The sequence below is a fragment of the Undibacterium parvum genome (assembly GCF_003955735.1).
In the GTDB taxonomy this organism is placed as follows: domain Bacteria; phylum Pseudomonadota; class Gammaproteobacteria; order Burkholderiales; family Burkholderiaceae_D; genus Undibacterium; species Undibacterium parvum.
This window is the reverse complement of record NZ_CP034464.1, coordinates 1,047,067-1,061,039: the sequence shown is the minus strand read 5'-3', so window position 1 is coordinate 1,061,039 and position 13,973 is coordinate 1,047,067. Positions and strand designations below refer to the sequence as shown.

Below are 13,973 nucleotides of genomic sequence, written 5' to 3'. Positions count from 1 at the left end.
GTGCGCCACAATAAGTCAACAAGTTATGCCTGATGACCATAGCAAGTCGGTACCACCCCTTCCCATCCCGAACAGGACCGTGAAACGACTCCGCGCCAATGATAGTGCTGCAACCAGTGTGAAAGTAGGTCATCGTCAGGCTTTTATTAGAAAACCCCTCAACAGTAATCTGTTGAGGGGTTTTTGCTTTGCGCAATCCGTTCGAAGACAACTCCCATAGCGCACTGCACTGACCTTGCATGTTCCGACACCCTGCGACAAAGCGGCGAATGCGCCGCATTCTTCTAGCCCTCAGGCATGTCCCGAGAGTTCTTTAAAACCAAGGCTTCGGCACGCACTCACCACTCTGCCACACCTCAAAAATACTCCCCTCTGTATATTTAAAACCCACAAAGACTGCGCGGGCAAGCGGCTGGTTTACTTAAAAATTTGGGGGAGTATGTGTGCGAAGGGGGCGGGGCTGTGGTTTGCAGTTGGCTAGGCCCGACTTACAGCACGCATATTTTTTCCGAAATTAAACGCAGTACTTTGTGGTGGCCAAAGACGATGCTCTTGCCCCGGTTCAATAATTGCACCTACTGGCAGCGAATTCCGTTTTCAGATGTGCGGAGGGGTAATATTCAGTCGACACCAACGCTATGATTAAGTCATCAAACAGACTGCCTTGTGTGATCTTCTTCTACGCGATGGACATACTATATTTTATTGAGTTGTGTAGATGCCATTGGTGCACTTTTGGTAAACATCTTGCCTAATATTCATCGCGCAAATGTCTGATTTCAAAAACAATCAATTCCCACTGACCGTGCTTGAGCATGTACTCAAATTTGCAACTGGATTGCATATCCTTGCTCGACCTAAAAAATTGATCTTTACTCTTCTGGTCGCATCACCGAGCGTAAACGAAACGGTTCCTGCTTGGGGTTGCTGGCTACTCGCCTTGGTTCTACTACGGCCATTTCCAGTATAAGAAATATAAGTACTGCTTGTATCCGTGAATGTGTTCACACTCGTAATATTTGCGACTGTTGCATCATGTGTGAAAATAATTGTTTCACCAGCATCAACTAGTAAATTATCGTTGGCATCTATAAATACGGTCCATCCCGAGGTCCATTTTGCACCATCATTTGCAACCATATTAACTCTAGCGCCACGTTTAATTGCTTCAGCACGAGTTAAATTGACAGCGGCATAAAATTCACTAGCGGTTGTGACTAAGCGTTGATTCTCTATCATTGTTTTAAAGCTAGGTATTGCTATTGCCATTAAAATGACAGCAATAGAGATGGTTGTCATTAACTCAACCAGAGTGAAGCCATTATTACGGCGGAATATTTTCATGATTTACCAACACTTACTCTTAGCGCCAGACACGGATACGTCTTTTACACCGGTACTGGTTAATGTTAGATTTCCGCATGTCGGGTCTTTAAACGTCGAGTTGACATTTGTAGTGCCCGGATAAGCTGTCAGTAACACACAATTTTGTATTGTATCGCCTGCGCAGGCGGTGGCAATGATGTCATACGAACTGCTCGATGCTGCCTCTCCCGAAAACCACTTAAATTTCTTTTCATTTGCATCAACAGATGCTTGGGAGAACACGCTATACGAGTTATTTTGAGTGAAAAATTGCTCTTCTTGCTGCATCAACTTAAGCAGTGCTGTTTTTCCCTCGGATCGCCTGGTTTTAATGACGCTATCGGTATACGATGAAAAAGCAACGCTTCCTAAAATAGCGAGAATGGCTACCGCAATCATTATTTCAATGAGGGTAAATCCGCGATTTCTGTTCTTATACATGTTATTTCCGATCATTATTTGTTCGCATCTTTACGCAGTTCTTGCCAATTTTGGAGTTCACGCCAGCTCAAACGTCCGGTCTTCGACGCTTGATCCGGAGTTGAGGTACTTGTCGTTGATTCTCCGGTACTATTTCCTGTCCCAGTTGTAATTACAGTCTGTTTAGTGACTGTACGACGAGATCCAGTCGCGTTTCTATCTCCTACAGTAGTGCTGATGTTGAACACGATCGGTGAGTTAAGTAGTCCTATTGTTGAACTTGTTCCAGTCACGCCATCGCTAAGGCCAGTTAATAAGTCAATTTGATACATTTTTCCGCTGCCGCCGGAACAAGGATTTGAGCTAAGTAAAAGCGAATTGAAGAATAAAAATTGCCCTGCAATCGCGCCTTCAGTTACGCTGCGCTCACCTGTCGTTGCTGAATCGGAGTAGTCAAAGTACCATCCTTTTTTTGTGCCAGCCGTGGTTCCATAGCTAAAACTATTTCCTGTTAAGGTGAATCCAGCACCTGAAGCAGTTGCTGTTCGTGCTTCAAGTTGACTGCGTCCGGTTACCGCATCGGCGTTATAGGTTGTATCAAGGACCGCATAATAAGAGCTAGTATTATAGTTGGCTGTAGAAATATCAAATGTTTCAACATATTTTCCTGTGCCGAAAGTAATGATATAGCCACCACCGGGAGCGAAAACAATTTTCGGCTGAACCGTAATGGGCTGAGGTATACCAGCGCTGGTTTTCGCAGTAAATACAGGTTTAGACGAAGCTATCGACGTAGCTAGGCTGCCGCTAGTAAATACAAAACGCCATAAATTTCCCTGAAGGTCGCCAGCATAGACATAATTAACAGCACCATCGGCACCGTAGACTACATTCGGAGCGGCAAGGGCATTTTTTTTGCTTATATCAACATACGTGCTTGCAGTATCGGTATTTAATTTAAAGTAATTGCTACCAGAAACCCATGCTGCGTTAGGGGCTTTATCCAATGATAATAGAAATAAGCTACCGCGCTTGTTCGTCGCATTGACATCCGACGTATCGAAGTTATTGTAACCGCTTGAAATAACGGCAAAGTTGCCATAAGTTGGTTGTCCCGCTGAGGTTCCTGTGCGAAATTTTGCAATCAATGGCGGTGAAAGTAAGTAACCCATGTCAGTATCATTTTTGTCAGTGAATTCCCAAATCGCACCTAAACCAGCACTGAAATTGGCTGGATTTGTCACATCCAGTGCAAAAACCCCTTTATTACCAGAGCCCATGCCAGAGAGTAGTAAGGTTTTCCATGCACCATTAATTTGTGTGTCTTTCACCGAAATTTTCCCATCCACATATGACTGATGTGAGTAGTAAGGATCTGTCAGCATGTTTAATTTAGAAATTAAGGCATTTGGCACATAAGAGAACAATTCGGTACCAGTGCCTGCATCGAATGCATGCAGCATGCCGTCGTTCGCGCCGACGTAAACAGCCTGTTGTCGGCCTGCGTTGGCGGTATAGAAAGTGCTGTAACCTGGTCCGGAAATGTTTTTGGCTGGCGCCCCATAATACACTGGGGCACTATTTACAATATCGCCTAAAACACTGCTTCTTATGCGGAATCCTCCCGCATCTGTCTCTAAGCTTCGATCTCCGCGTAAATAATTAATACGCTTATCTGCGAGATTATCCACAATGTTGGTGTGCGGGTTCGTGTTTAGTGCGGTTTGATCAGCGCTATTAAAATTGGCGCCATTATTCCATACAAAATCTATGGTTGATAATGAGCCGTCTGCAGCGACTTTTGCAGTGTAAATTTTACGTGTGCCAGGGCTAGGGGTTGGTGTAGGGTTGCCCGTGAGGATCGCGCCCGCATCCCATATCGCTGGAGGATTCAAGGTAAGTCCAGATTTTTTCTTTAAACTGCCGGACCAACGTTCAGGATCAAATCCAGGCACATAGATATACGGATTGTCACTTGATTTAGTCGAGCTGATCCCGATACCCGAGAGTGTTCCGCCACTCGTTGCGACTGTTTGAAAAATTTTTGCTATTGCCGCAATCATTTTTGCAGGATTACTGGCCAGGAAAAAATTATCTGGATCAGTACCGTTACCACTTGCCCATTCGGTATTATTAGTCAAGAGCGTTTTACCATCGACAGTCCCGGTTTTGAAGGGATTGCCATCTGCGTTAGCGTCATTGAAACCACCGTATTTCGCAGCAAGATAAAGTTGTGAAAGTCGTGGCGCCGTGTTACTTCTGCCAGTATTATCTATTGAGCCATTACCATTTTCATCTACGTCAATTGCATAGGTTTTTACACGTACCGGCTTATCAAGCCGAATATCATTGGTGTTAGCCCAATATGCGGTACCTGCCATGTAAAAAGTTCCGCCATTGGAGCCAGTATTGGCGGTATCCATGTTTGCCAACGCTGCGACTGGCGCAGAATTGCCATAAGTACTCGTTGACTCCAAGGCAGCTACTTTTGCAGTTTGCGTCATGACATTGAACGCCGGCCACTGCGTTGTAGCCGTATCTGCTGCCCTCGCTGTATCGCCAGTGCCGGTTCTATTATTGCCAGGAATGAATTTATCTTGATGCGTATTGGCATCGCCGATCGTAATGGTGTAATTCTTTTGGCAGGATGCTTCAATTGGATCAACCCAACTCGTTACTACCTGGAAATTATCTTGCATGGTGGTGGTCATGCCGGCTATTGCTTCTGGCGTTGGTTGCCGCCCCTGTAGGTAGCGAATACTTTCGTAATAAAGTTCACTGAGAGGATCGTATCCTTTGTAAACGCCGGTTCGGCCGAACTTATTGAGGTAGTTGATGACACCACTATTTCCAGTGGCATCACCCTCAGAATTACTGGCAAACACGCCTGTGCTGGCATCCCATTCTTGTCGATCGTTGGCTTCTTCAATAAATGAATTGGCAGCTTTATATTGCTTGCTACCGACATATTTTAATGGTGCGCGCAATACACCGCCTTGGCGAGTATTGGTTTGATCCATTAAATAACCAAAGGCGCCATAACGCACGTTATTTTGATTGCGCTGCATTTGCCCTACTGGCTTATAGTTTCCGCTAGGATATTGCATGCAAACATCGGTTCGTGTCGTGTTTTCATTGCCATCGCAAACCTTGACTCTCGCATAAAATTCACCCCAGTATTTATCTGTTTTCGCTAATTTTCCGTTAGAAAGTCTCGCTACACCGCAACTTTGCGATGAATTATTAGCAGAGTCACTAAACTGGATCTTATTTTCACAATTAGTTATTGTTAATGTAGTGACATTAAATGGTGTGACTTTATTTGGCGCGCTAACGTTACCGGCTCCAGTAATCGATAATTGTGGAAAATAACCGCTGCGATAAAAATTTGAAGTGCTGACAGACAAAAAGGCTCTCTGCAAAACAGTTTGCGTTGTTGTGTCGAGACTCTCTATTCTATCTCCACCCGTTAAAGCAAGTCGCAACATATCAATCGCTGAAGACGATGCCCAATTTAAAAAATTTCCACTGAAAGCATTGGTACATTCATGATTGCCATCGGCAGCACCAGAAATAGAAAAAAATTCCGTCCCCGCAGCTGCCTTTTCAGGAGTTGGTACAGTCAAGCTGGCGCCGTTCCAATCCGTATAAGTTGCACTGCCTCCGGGGTAGGTGTAGCATTTTTTTGGATTGAAGTATCCAATGAAATCTATCGTTTTGTTGTAAGCGATCCCGCTATAGGCATATTTAACCGTTGGGAATTCCACCGATAAATTTAATAATAGGTTGGGGCGCACGTTCCCGCCGCCCGAATATAAAGGCGTACTAGATAATCCCACTATCGGCGGGGCTGCAGCAAATACACCGATGTGCGTGAAGAGTAACCCAGAGCAAATGAGGCGACTGATTAAATTTTTCATAATGGTTCTCCGTAGAGTGATAAATATCACTCTCATAACAAAATTAAGACGATACTGATTTTCGGTAATAGCTCTGCAAGACAACTTGTGTTTGCTCGTTGGCACCAAAACCGACTACGGTTATTCGATATATATATTTAGTTTGTTCGGTCGCTTCTTTCCCAGGATCAATATCGGGTATGACTTCGATAATGTAACGTGGCAATTTGGCTGGGAATGAACTTTTTCCTGTGGTCATGGTTTGGCCCGTGAATTTGCCAAATGCCACCGATTTGGAGCTTGAGCCACTGTCGGCTAAATCGACGCTTTGCCAAACTGGAATACCGACCACGGTAGGGAGGCACATGCCCTGATAGGGATTGCTATCGCCAGAGGCGCAACCAGTTTCAAAATAGAGATTTGATGTTGCGTCGAAAAATGTTTTTCTAGTGCCAGCGGGCGTGTTTTGCGGGTCTATGTCTGATTCTGCGTCCTTAAGTGCAGCTTCGGCAGCGTTTAAGGCAACTTGCCGATCACGATCACTACGGGATGATTTCTCATTTTGTAATGACATGGTCGCCACTGAGATGCTGAGTACGAGCACGACGATGAGCATGATTAAGGAAACGATTAAGGAAGCACCTGATTGCTTGTTAATTTTGTACCTTGACTCGTTTGCCAGGTTAGCCTTGATTTTGAGATGAATGCGCATGATAAAGTTTAATTAGGAGGTAGGCAGATGCCATGTACAGGATCAACCATGCAATTATTCCGTAATTGAATCGTGACGGAATAGACTTTTCGGATGCGATTTCGGGTGTCAGCAGCTAAGTTGACTTCGCTAATGGTCGTTCCTTTGTCATTGCTGCTATTTGCCGTTGCATAAGCTGATCCGAATAAGTTGTATGTTGAGGTCGTCGCATCGGTCCTGGCATTTTCTTTGCCGCGCACCAAGATCGCTACTTTCACAAGCAATATTTTTTTCCAGAATGTTTTTCTATTCAAATCTTTCGCTTTTTCGGCTGCGGTTGTTCCAACCAAAGTCAATCCACTGTCTAGGCTATTGATATCGGCCGCAGTCAGATATTTGTTGGCAAGTCCATCGGTAGGGCTACTGGTATCCAAACCATACAAAACCTGAAATGACTCTACACCGCTGACGATGGCGTCTGCAGCCCATTTACCACTCGTTGAACTGTAGTATTTGCAATATAGCCCAGGTTCATTATTGGCATCATTGGCGACATAATAAATACTCCAACCCCTATCTGTATCTGCAGTACTGGCAGATACGGGAGCAGGCACTGAAAAACCCGCACAATTCGACATTGTTCCGTCGCCATTGCCGGTATTGCCAGAACCATAAAATCGCACCGCTAACACATCGCTGAAATTAACTGAACTATTGAGCGGCGTAGAGATGTCAGCGCTGGTGGCAGAGATACTATTTGCATCCAGACCCGCGAGATCGGCGCTGGCGATGTCTGGTGTGATTTGCGGTGAATTCGTAAAGTCATAATTGACATAACCCACTTGATGCAAAGAACGTGAGATATTGTCTAGCGCAAAACGCGCAGAATCTTGGGTTTCATTGCCATCTGTTTGCGATATGAACAGGCCTTTTGTGGAAACAACCATGGCGGTTGCTGCCAGCACAACCAGTAGCCCAAGCGTGATTGAGATCATGAGTTCAATCAAAGTCAGACCGCTTTGTTTCTTTGGAGTAAGCAGACTCGTTTGATTTGATGAGTGTGTGGTAGGCATAATCATTTGACGTAAGACTCAACTGTGATCGCAACGCTTGGTGGCGCCACGCCACTAGCATCATCGTTAAACGTACCATCCGGATTTTTGCTCCTCCAGCCAATTTTGACGGTAAGACCGGCATCCGCATCCGCTGTGCATGCCCAGGTCAGGGCGCGATTCGCACTGACATAAGGAGCTGAGTCGCGGCAGACCAGTACTCGGCCACCCGGCAAGGAATCTTTCACCCGTATCAACCATTCGTAAATATCTGCGTTTGCGATATCGGAAGCGGTGCAGTTAGCCGTGCTTGTATAGCAAAGTTTGGCGACAGTAGGGGTGGGATCGGTTGCTGATTTATAGTCGATTTTCAAGAAAGGGTTAGCGCCATCGGCTAACTTCATGAGCGCATCATTTGAGCGCATCTTATCCGCTAACTCGTTGGCTAACTGCACGCTGATAGACTGAAAACTACTTTGCTGTGAAGTTCGAATGGCAGTGAGTTGCAAGCCCGCAGCGCCAATGATACCCAATGCTAATACGAAGACAGCAATCAGTACTTCTATCAGCGAAAAACCTTTATTGTGCAAATTCATGATGCCTCATGGGAATATTCTTTGTGCTTAAATTATAGGCGACTGAATTTAATTTGCGTAACCGCCCATCTTGTCAAAGCCACCGCTAATCAGTAATGCGGCCCAGTCTTAACTGAATGGCATTAGCTATGTTGGCGGTGGGGGGGCTTATTCTCTAGCGTGGCGCCGAAAGCTGTGGTCGGTAGTCGAATAAAATATAATCTGAGTTATCAGGCAGGCGGACCGACTGCCACAAATTTGTCTTGCAAGTGATACCGAGCACGGCACAGGCTAGCGATCGTTGTGGTACTTTGATAATGTCGCAAACTGGGGCGCGGACCCCGACAACGGCAGGTCGTCGGTAAAAATAAAATGCCCTCATTTCCTAAGAAATGAGGGCATTTTTTTATGCTGATATCTGTAAGCCTTAGCTTGCTGCTGCTTGATAGCTTCCTTAGCTAGGATACTTTGTTGTATAAACCAGAAAGAATAATTTTCGTTTTGCCGATCAATTGCTAACTTAGGTTTTTTTCGCCTCTTGTATTGCTTCAACAAACTCCGACACATCTTCAAAGCTCTTGTACACCGATGCAAAGCGGATGTAGGCGATTTTATCCAGGCGTTTTAATTCCCGCATGACCAACTCACCCAAGTGACCAGAGATGACTTCGCGTTCACCGCTGGCTAACAGTTTTTCTTCTATGCGCTGAATCGCGGTGTCGACTGCTTCGGCCGATACCGGGCGCTTTCTGAGTGCCAGCATCAGACTGGCGCGTAGTTTGGCGGGTTCAAACTCGGTTCTGCTGCCGTTCTTTTTGACGATAGACGGCATCGTCAACTCGACTCGCTCGTAGGTGGTAAAACGCTTGTCGCAATGCGCACAACGGCGGCGCCGGCGTATGGTATTGCCATCTTCCGGGACGCGGGTGTCGATGACCTGGGTTTCGTCGTGATGGCAGTAAGGGCATTTCATGGCGTTGCTTCCGAAGAGGGGATACTGGAGCGATATCGAACGGCTATTTTAATATACTCCCCAGATTACTCTATGCAATCTGGGCTAGCGCGCATATTCTGCGCGGGGATTAAAAATATACTATGGGGAGTATATTTATCTAAAATTTCCTAAGCTTATAAAAAAACGCCACCTGACTCAGGTGGCGTTTGCATGGCTAACTTAAGCAGCGTAGACCGGGTGGGCGTCGGTCAATTTTTTAACCTCGGCTTTGACGCGTTCTATGGTCGCAGCATCGTGCGGATTATCCAAAACGTCGGCCAATAAATTACCGACTTTAATCGCTTCGGCTTCTTTAAAACCACGGGTAGTCATGGCAGGGCTACCCAGACGAATACCGGACGTGACGAATGGTTTTTCTGGATCGTTAGGGATACCGTTTTTGTTGCAAGTCATGTGGGCAGAACCGAGGATGGCTTCGGCTTCTTTACCAGTCAAACCTTTTGGACGCAGATCGACCAGCATCACGTGTGATTCGGTACGACCAGAAACGATACGCAGGCCGCGCTCAGTCAAGGTCGTTGCCAATGCTGCGGCGTTCTTGATGACTTGCTCTTGGTAAGCCTTAAATTCTGGGCTCAGGGCTTCTTTGAATGCCACTGCTTTACCAGCGATCACATGCATCAATGGGCCGCCCTGGATACCAGGGAAAATCGCCGAGTTGATTTTCTTAGAGATGGCTTCGTCATTGCACAAGATGATGCCGCCACGTGGGCCGCGTAAACTCTTATGGGTAGTTGAAGTCACCACATCGGCGAACGGTACTGGGTTAGGGTAGACGCCAGCCGCGATCAGACCCGCGTAATGCGCCATATCCACCATGAAATAAGCGCCGACTTCTTTAGCGATTTTTGCAAAACGTTCGAAATCAATCCGCAATGCGAAAGCAGAAGCGCCAGCGATGATCATCTTAGGCTTAGTTTCGCGCGCCAATTTTTCCATGGCATCGTAATCGATGTCTTCTTGTGCGTTCAGACCGTAAGACACAACGTTAAACCATTTACCAGACATATTGAGGTGCATACCGTGCGTCAAGTGCCCGCCTTCTGCCAGCGACATACCCATGATGGTGTCGCCTGGAGTCAACAGCGCGAAAAACACGCCCTGATTAGCTTGCGAGCCGGAATTAGGCTGCACATTGGCGAAGTTAGCACCAAACAATTGCTTGAGTCTGTCGATCGCCAGTTGCTCGACCACGTCTACGTGTTCACAGCCACCGTAGTAACGCTTGCCTGGATAACCTTCGGCATATTTATTGGTCAGTTGCGAGCCTTGCGCTTCCATTACGGCAGGCGAAGTGTAGTTCTCAGAAGCGATTAATTCTATGTGTTCTTGCTGGCGCAGGTTTTCTTTTTGTATCGTCGCAAAAATTTCTGGATCGATATTGGCGAGGGTATGGTTCTTAGCAAACATGGTTTTCCTGTTGATAAAGTAACTCGTGAATGATTGTGTAGATTGAGATTAATACATGAAATGTGGGTAGCCTCAATCGAAATACCATCAGGCTTACCCAGGCGCACGGTCAGACTCGCGTTTGTTAATACCAGTACTACTACGAGCCTGCAAATCTCACGCTTCCCGATGGAACTCCATCATGGACTGCAAATTTTACCTAGCGATTAAAATTTGAGTCTTTGCGCCAGTTACGTGAGACGAAATGGTGGGCAGATTTTACGATATATTAATTCGTTGAGCAAGGTTTGTGATTAAAACAAAAACTGTTATCTCTATGAACCAGGTTTCTGGTAACCCGGCGCCGAATGTATAGGTTTCGATGCTTGCCCCAATTCTAGATAGTGCAGGCGTAGCGACTGCCGATACAGCGCGGTGCGAATTTCTTAAAACATTGCTCTGATCCGGCGCATGTTTAGAGTTGGAAAGCACAAAATAAGCGGTGCGGCAGGGGATGTTTTTTTTAAACAAGCCCGGGCTCATCGCGTCATTACCAAATTTCGCCGTACCGACATATTGTTCCGGTTTGCGTCTAACGCGACTTCTAGCTTGAGGAATTTTTTGAAGCGCCCAGATGAAATCTACAATGGCAAGTGCGCTCCAACCAGTTAGGCTGAAACTGCCTCGGACGACGAGGCGAATTTTCAGCCTGAGCTTTTTAGATTAAAAACTGATGACCGTAGAGAGCGCGAATAGATGATTACTCTGAGTGTATTGTTCGTCTGCAGTTTTGAATACATGCGCGTTGGAATGATCAAATCGGTACTCGCCCTTGATACTGACGCCTGTCAATAATGCATAGCTCAAGCCCAGCGATAAGGCGGAGCGATTGCTGCCTCTATCTGGGTTACTGACTATCCAATTGCTGCCGTCGTAGCTCATGTTCGAGCCAAAACCGTTGCGGCCGTCCGGACAGCTGGCGTCCGCTCCGGTGCTGTCTTTGCAGACACCGCCGAAAGTTGAACCGAACAGGCCGCCGCCGTGTCGGGCATTATTGATATAGTCGAAGCGCGCGGTCGCATCCAGGCGGGGGCTTACTTTGTATGAGGCTAGGCTAGACAGACCGTACCAGTGCTGGCGTTCATTTAAGTAGGCGTTGGTCGGCGTGGCACTTTGTCGGCCGTAACTGAGCTGCGCTTGGAAGTTCCAGTCACCGCGGGTCAGGCTGCCATCGATTTCGACCAGATCCAGGCGGCCGCTATCTAGCTTGTCATCAAAGCCGCTATGGATGCCGGAAAAGCCGAAACTGCTAAATTCGTCTTGGGTATAGTCGACCCGATAAAACACGCCGGGCATTTGCTGTTTGGCGACATCCACACGGGCGCGGTTCATATTGCCTATCATGATTTTGCTGTCCCATGCACCGCGTAGCAGGTCGACGCCAGCACCGGTATAAAAACTGGCTGCTGAAAAGTCAAACAAGAGATTGTGGGTGATGAGTTTATTTTGTGGCGCGGGGATCGCTTCATATCCGGTCCAATCTGGGAGCTGACCAGCGATCAGGCGAGTAGCTGGTTCGTACAAGGGGATAGATACGGATGCTTCGTGTACCAGATTGCCAAAATTATTCGATGAAGCTGAGCTTTTACTTGGCATTAAAGTGAGTTTGAATTTGGTGCCGCCATCGAGTTCTTTTTCCATATTAAACATGCCGCTGCCGAAGGAGCTGTTGTCGTAGCCAAAACTCTCATTGGAACCATTAATCGAACTATTGTTATTGAAAAACACAAAACTCGACGTTTTGCCATTGCGGTTGTAGACGTACGTCGGATCGATATAGCCGGAAATTTTTAAGGCTCGGAAGCCGTTGGCTTCTATGGCTTCGTCCATCGCCTCGGTTTTGACGCGGATACGATTGAATTCAGTCACGTCGACTACATTTGATTTATCTGCCTGTATTGCCTGTATTGCCTGTTTGCTCGATTCCACGATAGACAAGACCTGGGCGCTGGTCTCCGCCGCCAGTGCACTGCTTTGGCTATTTTGCAGCGTGATTTTCTGCATCATGGCCTGCAGTTCTTTGACCTGTTTTTTTAATGCCTCGATTTCACTTTTTTGCGAAGGTGCAGCTTGCGCCATGCAGGCGGCCGGGAAGGCGCTAGCGATGGCCATACAGATCACGAGTTTTTTTACGGTGTACATGAATCTTCCTTCAAAGGGTGACGTGTTTATATTTTTTACGTGTTTTGTTGGACGCGGCAAATGCTAGCGCGCAGCCGGTGTCGCCGTTTCGGCGACAGACGCGGCCTGTCCTCTTATCCGTATCAGATACCAGTTTTGAATTTGGTATAGATGCGTGTCATGGTGCGACGGATATCTGAATTGACCATTTCAGGCGGTATCATTTTTTGCATATCCTCGCGACTGAGATACACAGTTTTGTTGTCAGCGATGTCTTTCCTGACGAATTTATAGGCAGCCGCATTGGGATTGGCATACAAGACTTTATTCGTGATCTGGGCATGAATTTCTGGACGTAAAATGAAATTGATCCAGGCCATTGCATTATTCGGATGCGGTGCATCGGCCGGAACTGCCATTGTGTCGAAAAATAGTGTGGGATCTTTTTTGGGGATCAGGGTCACGATATGATTGCCATTTTTGGCATCAATAGCGCGCTGGCGTGCGATATTGATGTCGCCCGACCAGCCCATCGACAGACACAGTGAGCCGTTGGCTAATTCATTGATGTAACCGGACGAGCTAAACATGGTCACGTAGGGCCGGATAGACTGTAATAAGCGGGCTGCATCCTGGTAATCAGAATTGACTTTAGAGTAGGGCGATTTGCCCAGATATTGCAGGGCTGGTGGCAGTACTTCGGAGGCGGCATCGAGTAGTGACACACCGCAGGACTTCAGTTTTGAAATGTATTTAGGATCGAACACGAGATCCCAGGCATTTTCAGGCATAGGTAAATTGCCTAGTGCCGCCTTGACCTTTTCTTCGTTGATACCGAGCGTGTCAAAACCCCATAGCCAGATGACCAGGTGTTTATTATTCGGATCGATTTTACCGATTTGTGCATTCAGTACCGGATCAAGATTGGATAAATTCGGTATCTTGCTTTTATCCAGTTGGCGAAACAGACCGCCTTCTATCTGTATTTGCGCCCAGTTTGACGAAGGCACCACGATGTCGTAACCGGTTTTCCCAGCCACTAGTTTGGCATGCAAGACTTCATTGCTATCAAATAGATCGTAACGTACTTTGATCCCGGTTTCTTTCTCAAAATCTTTAATCGTATTTTCACCTATGTAATCCGACCAGTTCGCCACATTTAACACTTTTTCTTCTTGCGCTAGTGCTTGATTGCCGGCTGCAAGTGTGATCAAAATCGTGAGCAAAAGTTTTTTGCAGCTGCGCGTGAACGATGCTTTTTTGTTGCGGCTAGAAATGAGAAAATGCATCTTTATCTCCTGATTGCTGTGTTAGCAGACTAATGTTGTTGGACAAAATTTGTACACTGCGCCGTGGTGCAGTGTTGTCTTCGTGTTTTATCGGGTG

10 protein-coding genes, 1 rRNA gene and 1 riboswitch are annotated in these 13,973 nt (G+C 46.5%); of the genes, 1 reads left to right on the top strand and 10 read right to left on the bottom strand.

Going from position 1 to position 13,973, the window contains the following annotated elements; genetic code table 11:
• The first annotated feature begins 28 nt into the window (after positions 1-28).
• A 5S ribosomal RNA gene (gene rrf, locus EJN92_RS04485) occupies positions 29-141 on the top strand.
• Positions 142-789: 648 nt separating this feature from the next.
• On the opposite strand, the gene EJN92_RS04480 is transcribed toward rrf, so the two are convergent.
• From EJN92_RS04480 to EJN92_RS04430, 10 genes are all read right to left on the bottom strand, one after another.
• Positions 790-1,344 carry a GspH/FimT family pseudopilin gene (locus tag EJN92_RS04480; RefSeq protein ID WP_126126715.1) on the bottom strand — a complete coding sequence of 185 codons (555 nt, stop codon included), beginning with the start codon at positions 1,342-1,344 and terminating at the stop codon, positions 790-792.
• Between the two features lie 3 nt (positions 1,345-1,347).
• Positions 1,348-1,806, bottom strand: a complete 459-nt coding sequence (locus EJN92_RS04475; protein ID WP_126126714.1) for a type IV pilin protein — start codon at positions 1,804-1,806, stop codon at positions 1,348-1,350.
• A gap of 14 nt (positions 1,807-1,820) precedes the next feature.
• The gene (locus EJN92_RS04470) at positions 1,821-5,705 is read right to left on the bottom strand and encodes a pilus assembly protein (RefSeq protein WP_157984309.1); all 3,885 of its coding nucleotides are present in this window, start codon (positions 5,703-5,705) and stop codon (positions 1,821-1,823) included.
• A gap of 43 nt (positions 5,706-5,748) precedes the next feature.
• Entirely contained in the window at positions 5,749-6,396 is a 648-nt protein-coding gene (locus tag EJN92_RS04465; protein WP_126126712.1) for a pilus assembly PilX family protein, read from the bottom strand.
• A gap of 8 nt (positions 6,397-6,404) precedes the next feature.
• On the bottom strand, positions 6,405-7,454 hold the full coding sequence (locus EJN92_RS04460) for a PilW family protein (protein ID WP_227869706.1): 1,050 nt from the start codon (positions 7,452-7,454) through the stop codon (positions 6,405-6,407).
• Positions 7,451-8,023: a type IV pilus modification protein PilV gene (gene pilV, locus EJN92_RS04455; protein ID WP_126126711.1), complete on the bottom strand. Its 573-nt coding sequence runs from the start codon at positions 8,021-8,023 to the stop codon at positions 7,451-7,453. Before pilV ends, EJN92_RS04460 begins: the two co-directional genes overlap by 4 nt.
• Positions 8,024-8,522: 499 nt before the next feature.
• Entirely contained in the window at positions 8,523-8,975 is a 453-nt protein-coding gene (nrdR, locus tag EJN92_RS04450; RefSeq protein ID WP_126126710.1) for a transcriptional regulator NrdR, read from the bottom strand.
• A gap of 201 nt (positions 8,976-9,176) precedes the next feature.
• Positions 9,177-10,427 carry a serine hydroxymethyltransferase gene (glyA, locus tag EJN92_RS04445; protein WP_126126709.1) on the bottom strand — a complete coding sequence of 417 codons (1,251 nt, stop codon included), beginning with the start codon at positions 10,425-10,427 and terminating at the stop codon, positions 9,177-9,179.
• An 88-nt stretch (positions 10,428-10,515) separates the two neighbouring features.
• Positions 10,516-10,671: riboswitch (ZMP/ZTP riboswitch) on the bottom strand.
• 458 nt (positions 10,672-11,129) lie between these two features.
• On the bottom strand, positions 11,130-12,608 hold the full coding sequence (locus tag EJN92_RS04435) for a DUF3138 family protein (RefSeq protein ID WP_126126707.1): 1,479 nt from the start codon (positions 12,606-12,608) through the stop codon (positions 11,130-11,132).
• 122 nt (positions 12,609-12,730) lie between these two features.
• Entirely contained in the window at positions 12,731-13,876 is a 1,146-nt protein-coding gene (locus tag EJN92_RS04430) for a polyamine ABC transporter substrate-binding protein (protein ID WP_126126706.1), read from the bottom strand.
• Between the last annotated feature and the right edge of the window lie 97 nt (positions 13,877-13,973).

Excerpts from the sequence above, each read along its gene's own strand:
- EJN92_RS04480 (WP_126126715.1), bottom strand. The coding sequence starts at position 1,344 with ATGAAAATATTCCGCCGTAATAATGGCTTCACTCTGGTTGAGTTAATG.
- EJN92_RS04475 (WP_126126714.1), bottom strand. The coding sequence starts at position 1,806 with ATGTATAAGAACAGAAATCGCGGATTTACCCTCATTGAAATAATGATT.
- EJN92_RS04470 (WP_157984309.1), bottom strand. The coding sequence starts at position 5,705 with ATGAAAAATTTAATCAGTCGCCTCATTTGCTCTGGGTTACTCTTCACG.
- EJN92_RS04465 (WP_126126712.1), bottom strand. The coding sequence starts at position 6,396 with ATGCGCATTCATCTCAAAATCAAGGCTAACCTGGCAAACGAGTCAAGG.
- EJN92_RS04460 (WP_227869706.1), bottom strand. The coding sequence starts at position 7,454 with ATGATTATGCCTACCACACACTCATCAAATCAAACGAGTCTGCTTACT.
- pilV (WP_126126711.1), bottom strand. The coding sequence starts at position 8,023 with ATGAATTTGCACAATAAAGGTTTTTCGCTGATAGAAGTACTGATTGCT.
- nrdR (WP_126126710.1), bottom strand. The coding sequence starts at position 8,975 with ATGAAATGCCCTTACTGCCATCACGACGAAACCCAGGTCATCGACACC.
- glyA (WP_126126709.1), bottom strand. The coding sequence starts at position 10,427 with ATGTTTGCTAAGAACCATACCCTCGCCAATATCGATCCAGAAATTTTT.
- EJN92_RS04435 (WP_126126707.1), bottom strand. The coding sequence starts at position 12,608 with ATGTACACCGTAAAAAAACTCGTGATCTGTATGGCCATCGCTAGCGCC.
- EJN92_RS04430 (WP_126126706.1), bottom strand. The coding sequence starts at position 13,876 with ATGCATTTTCTCATTTCTAGCCGCAACAAAAAAGCATCGTTCACGCGC.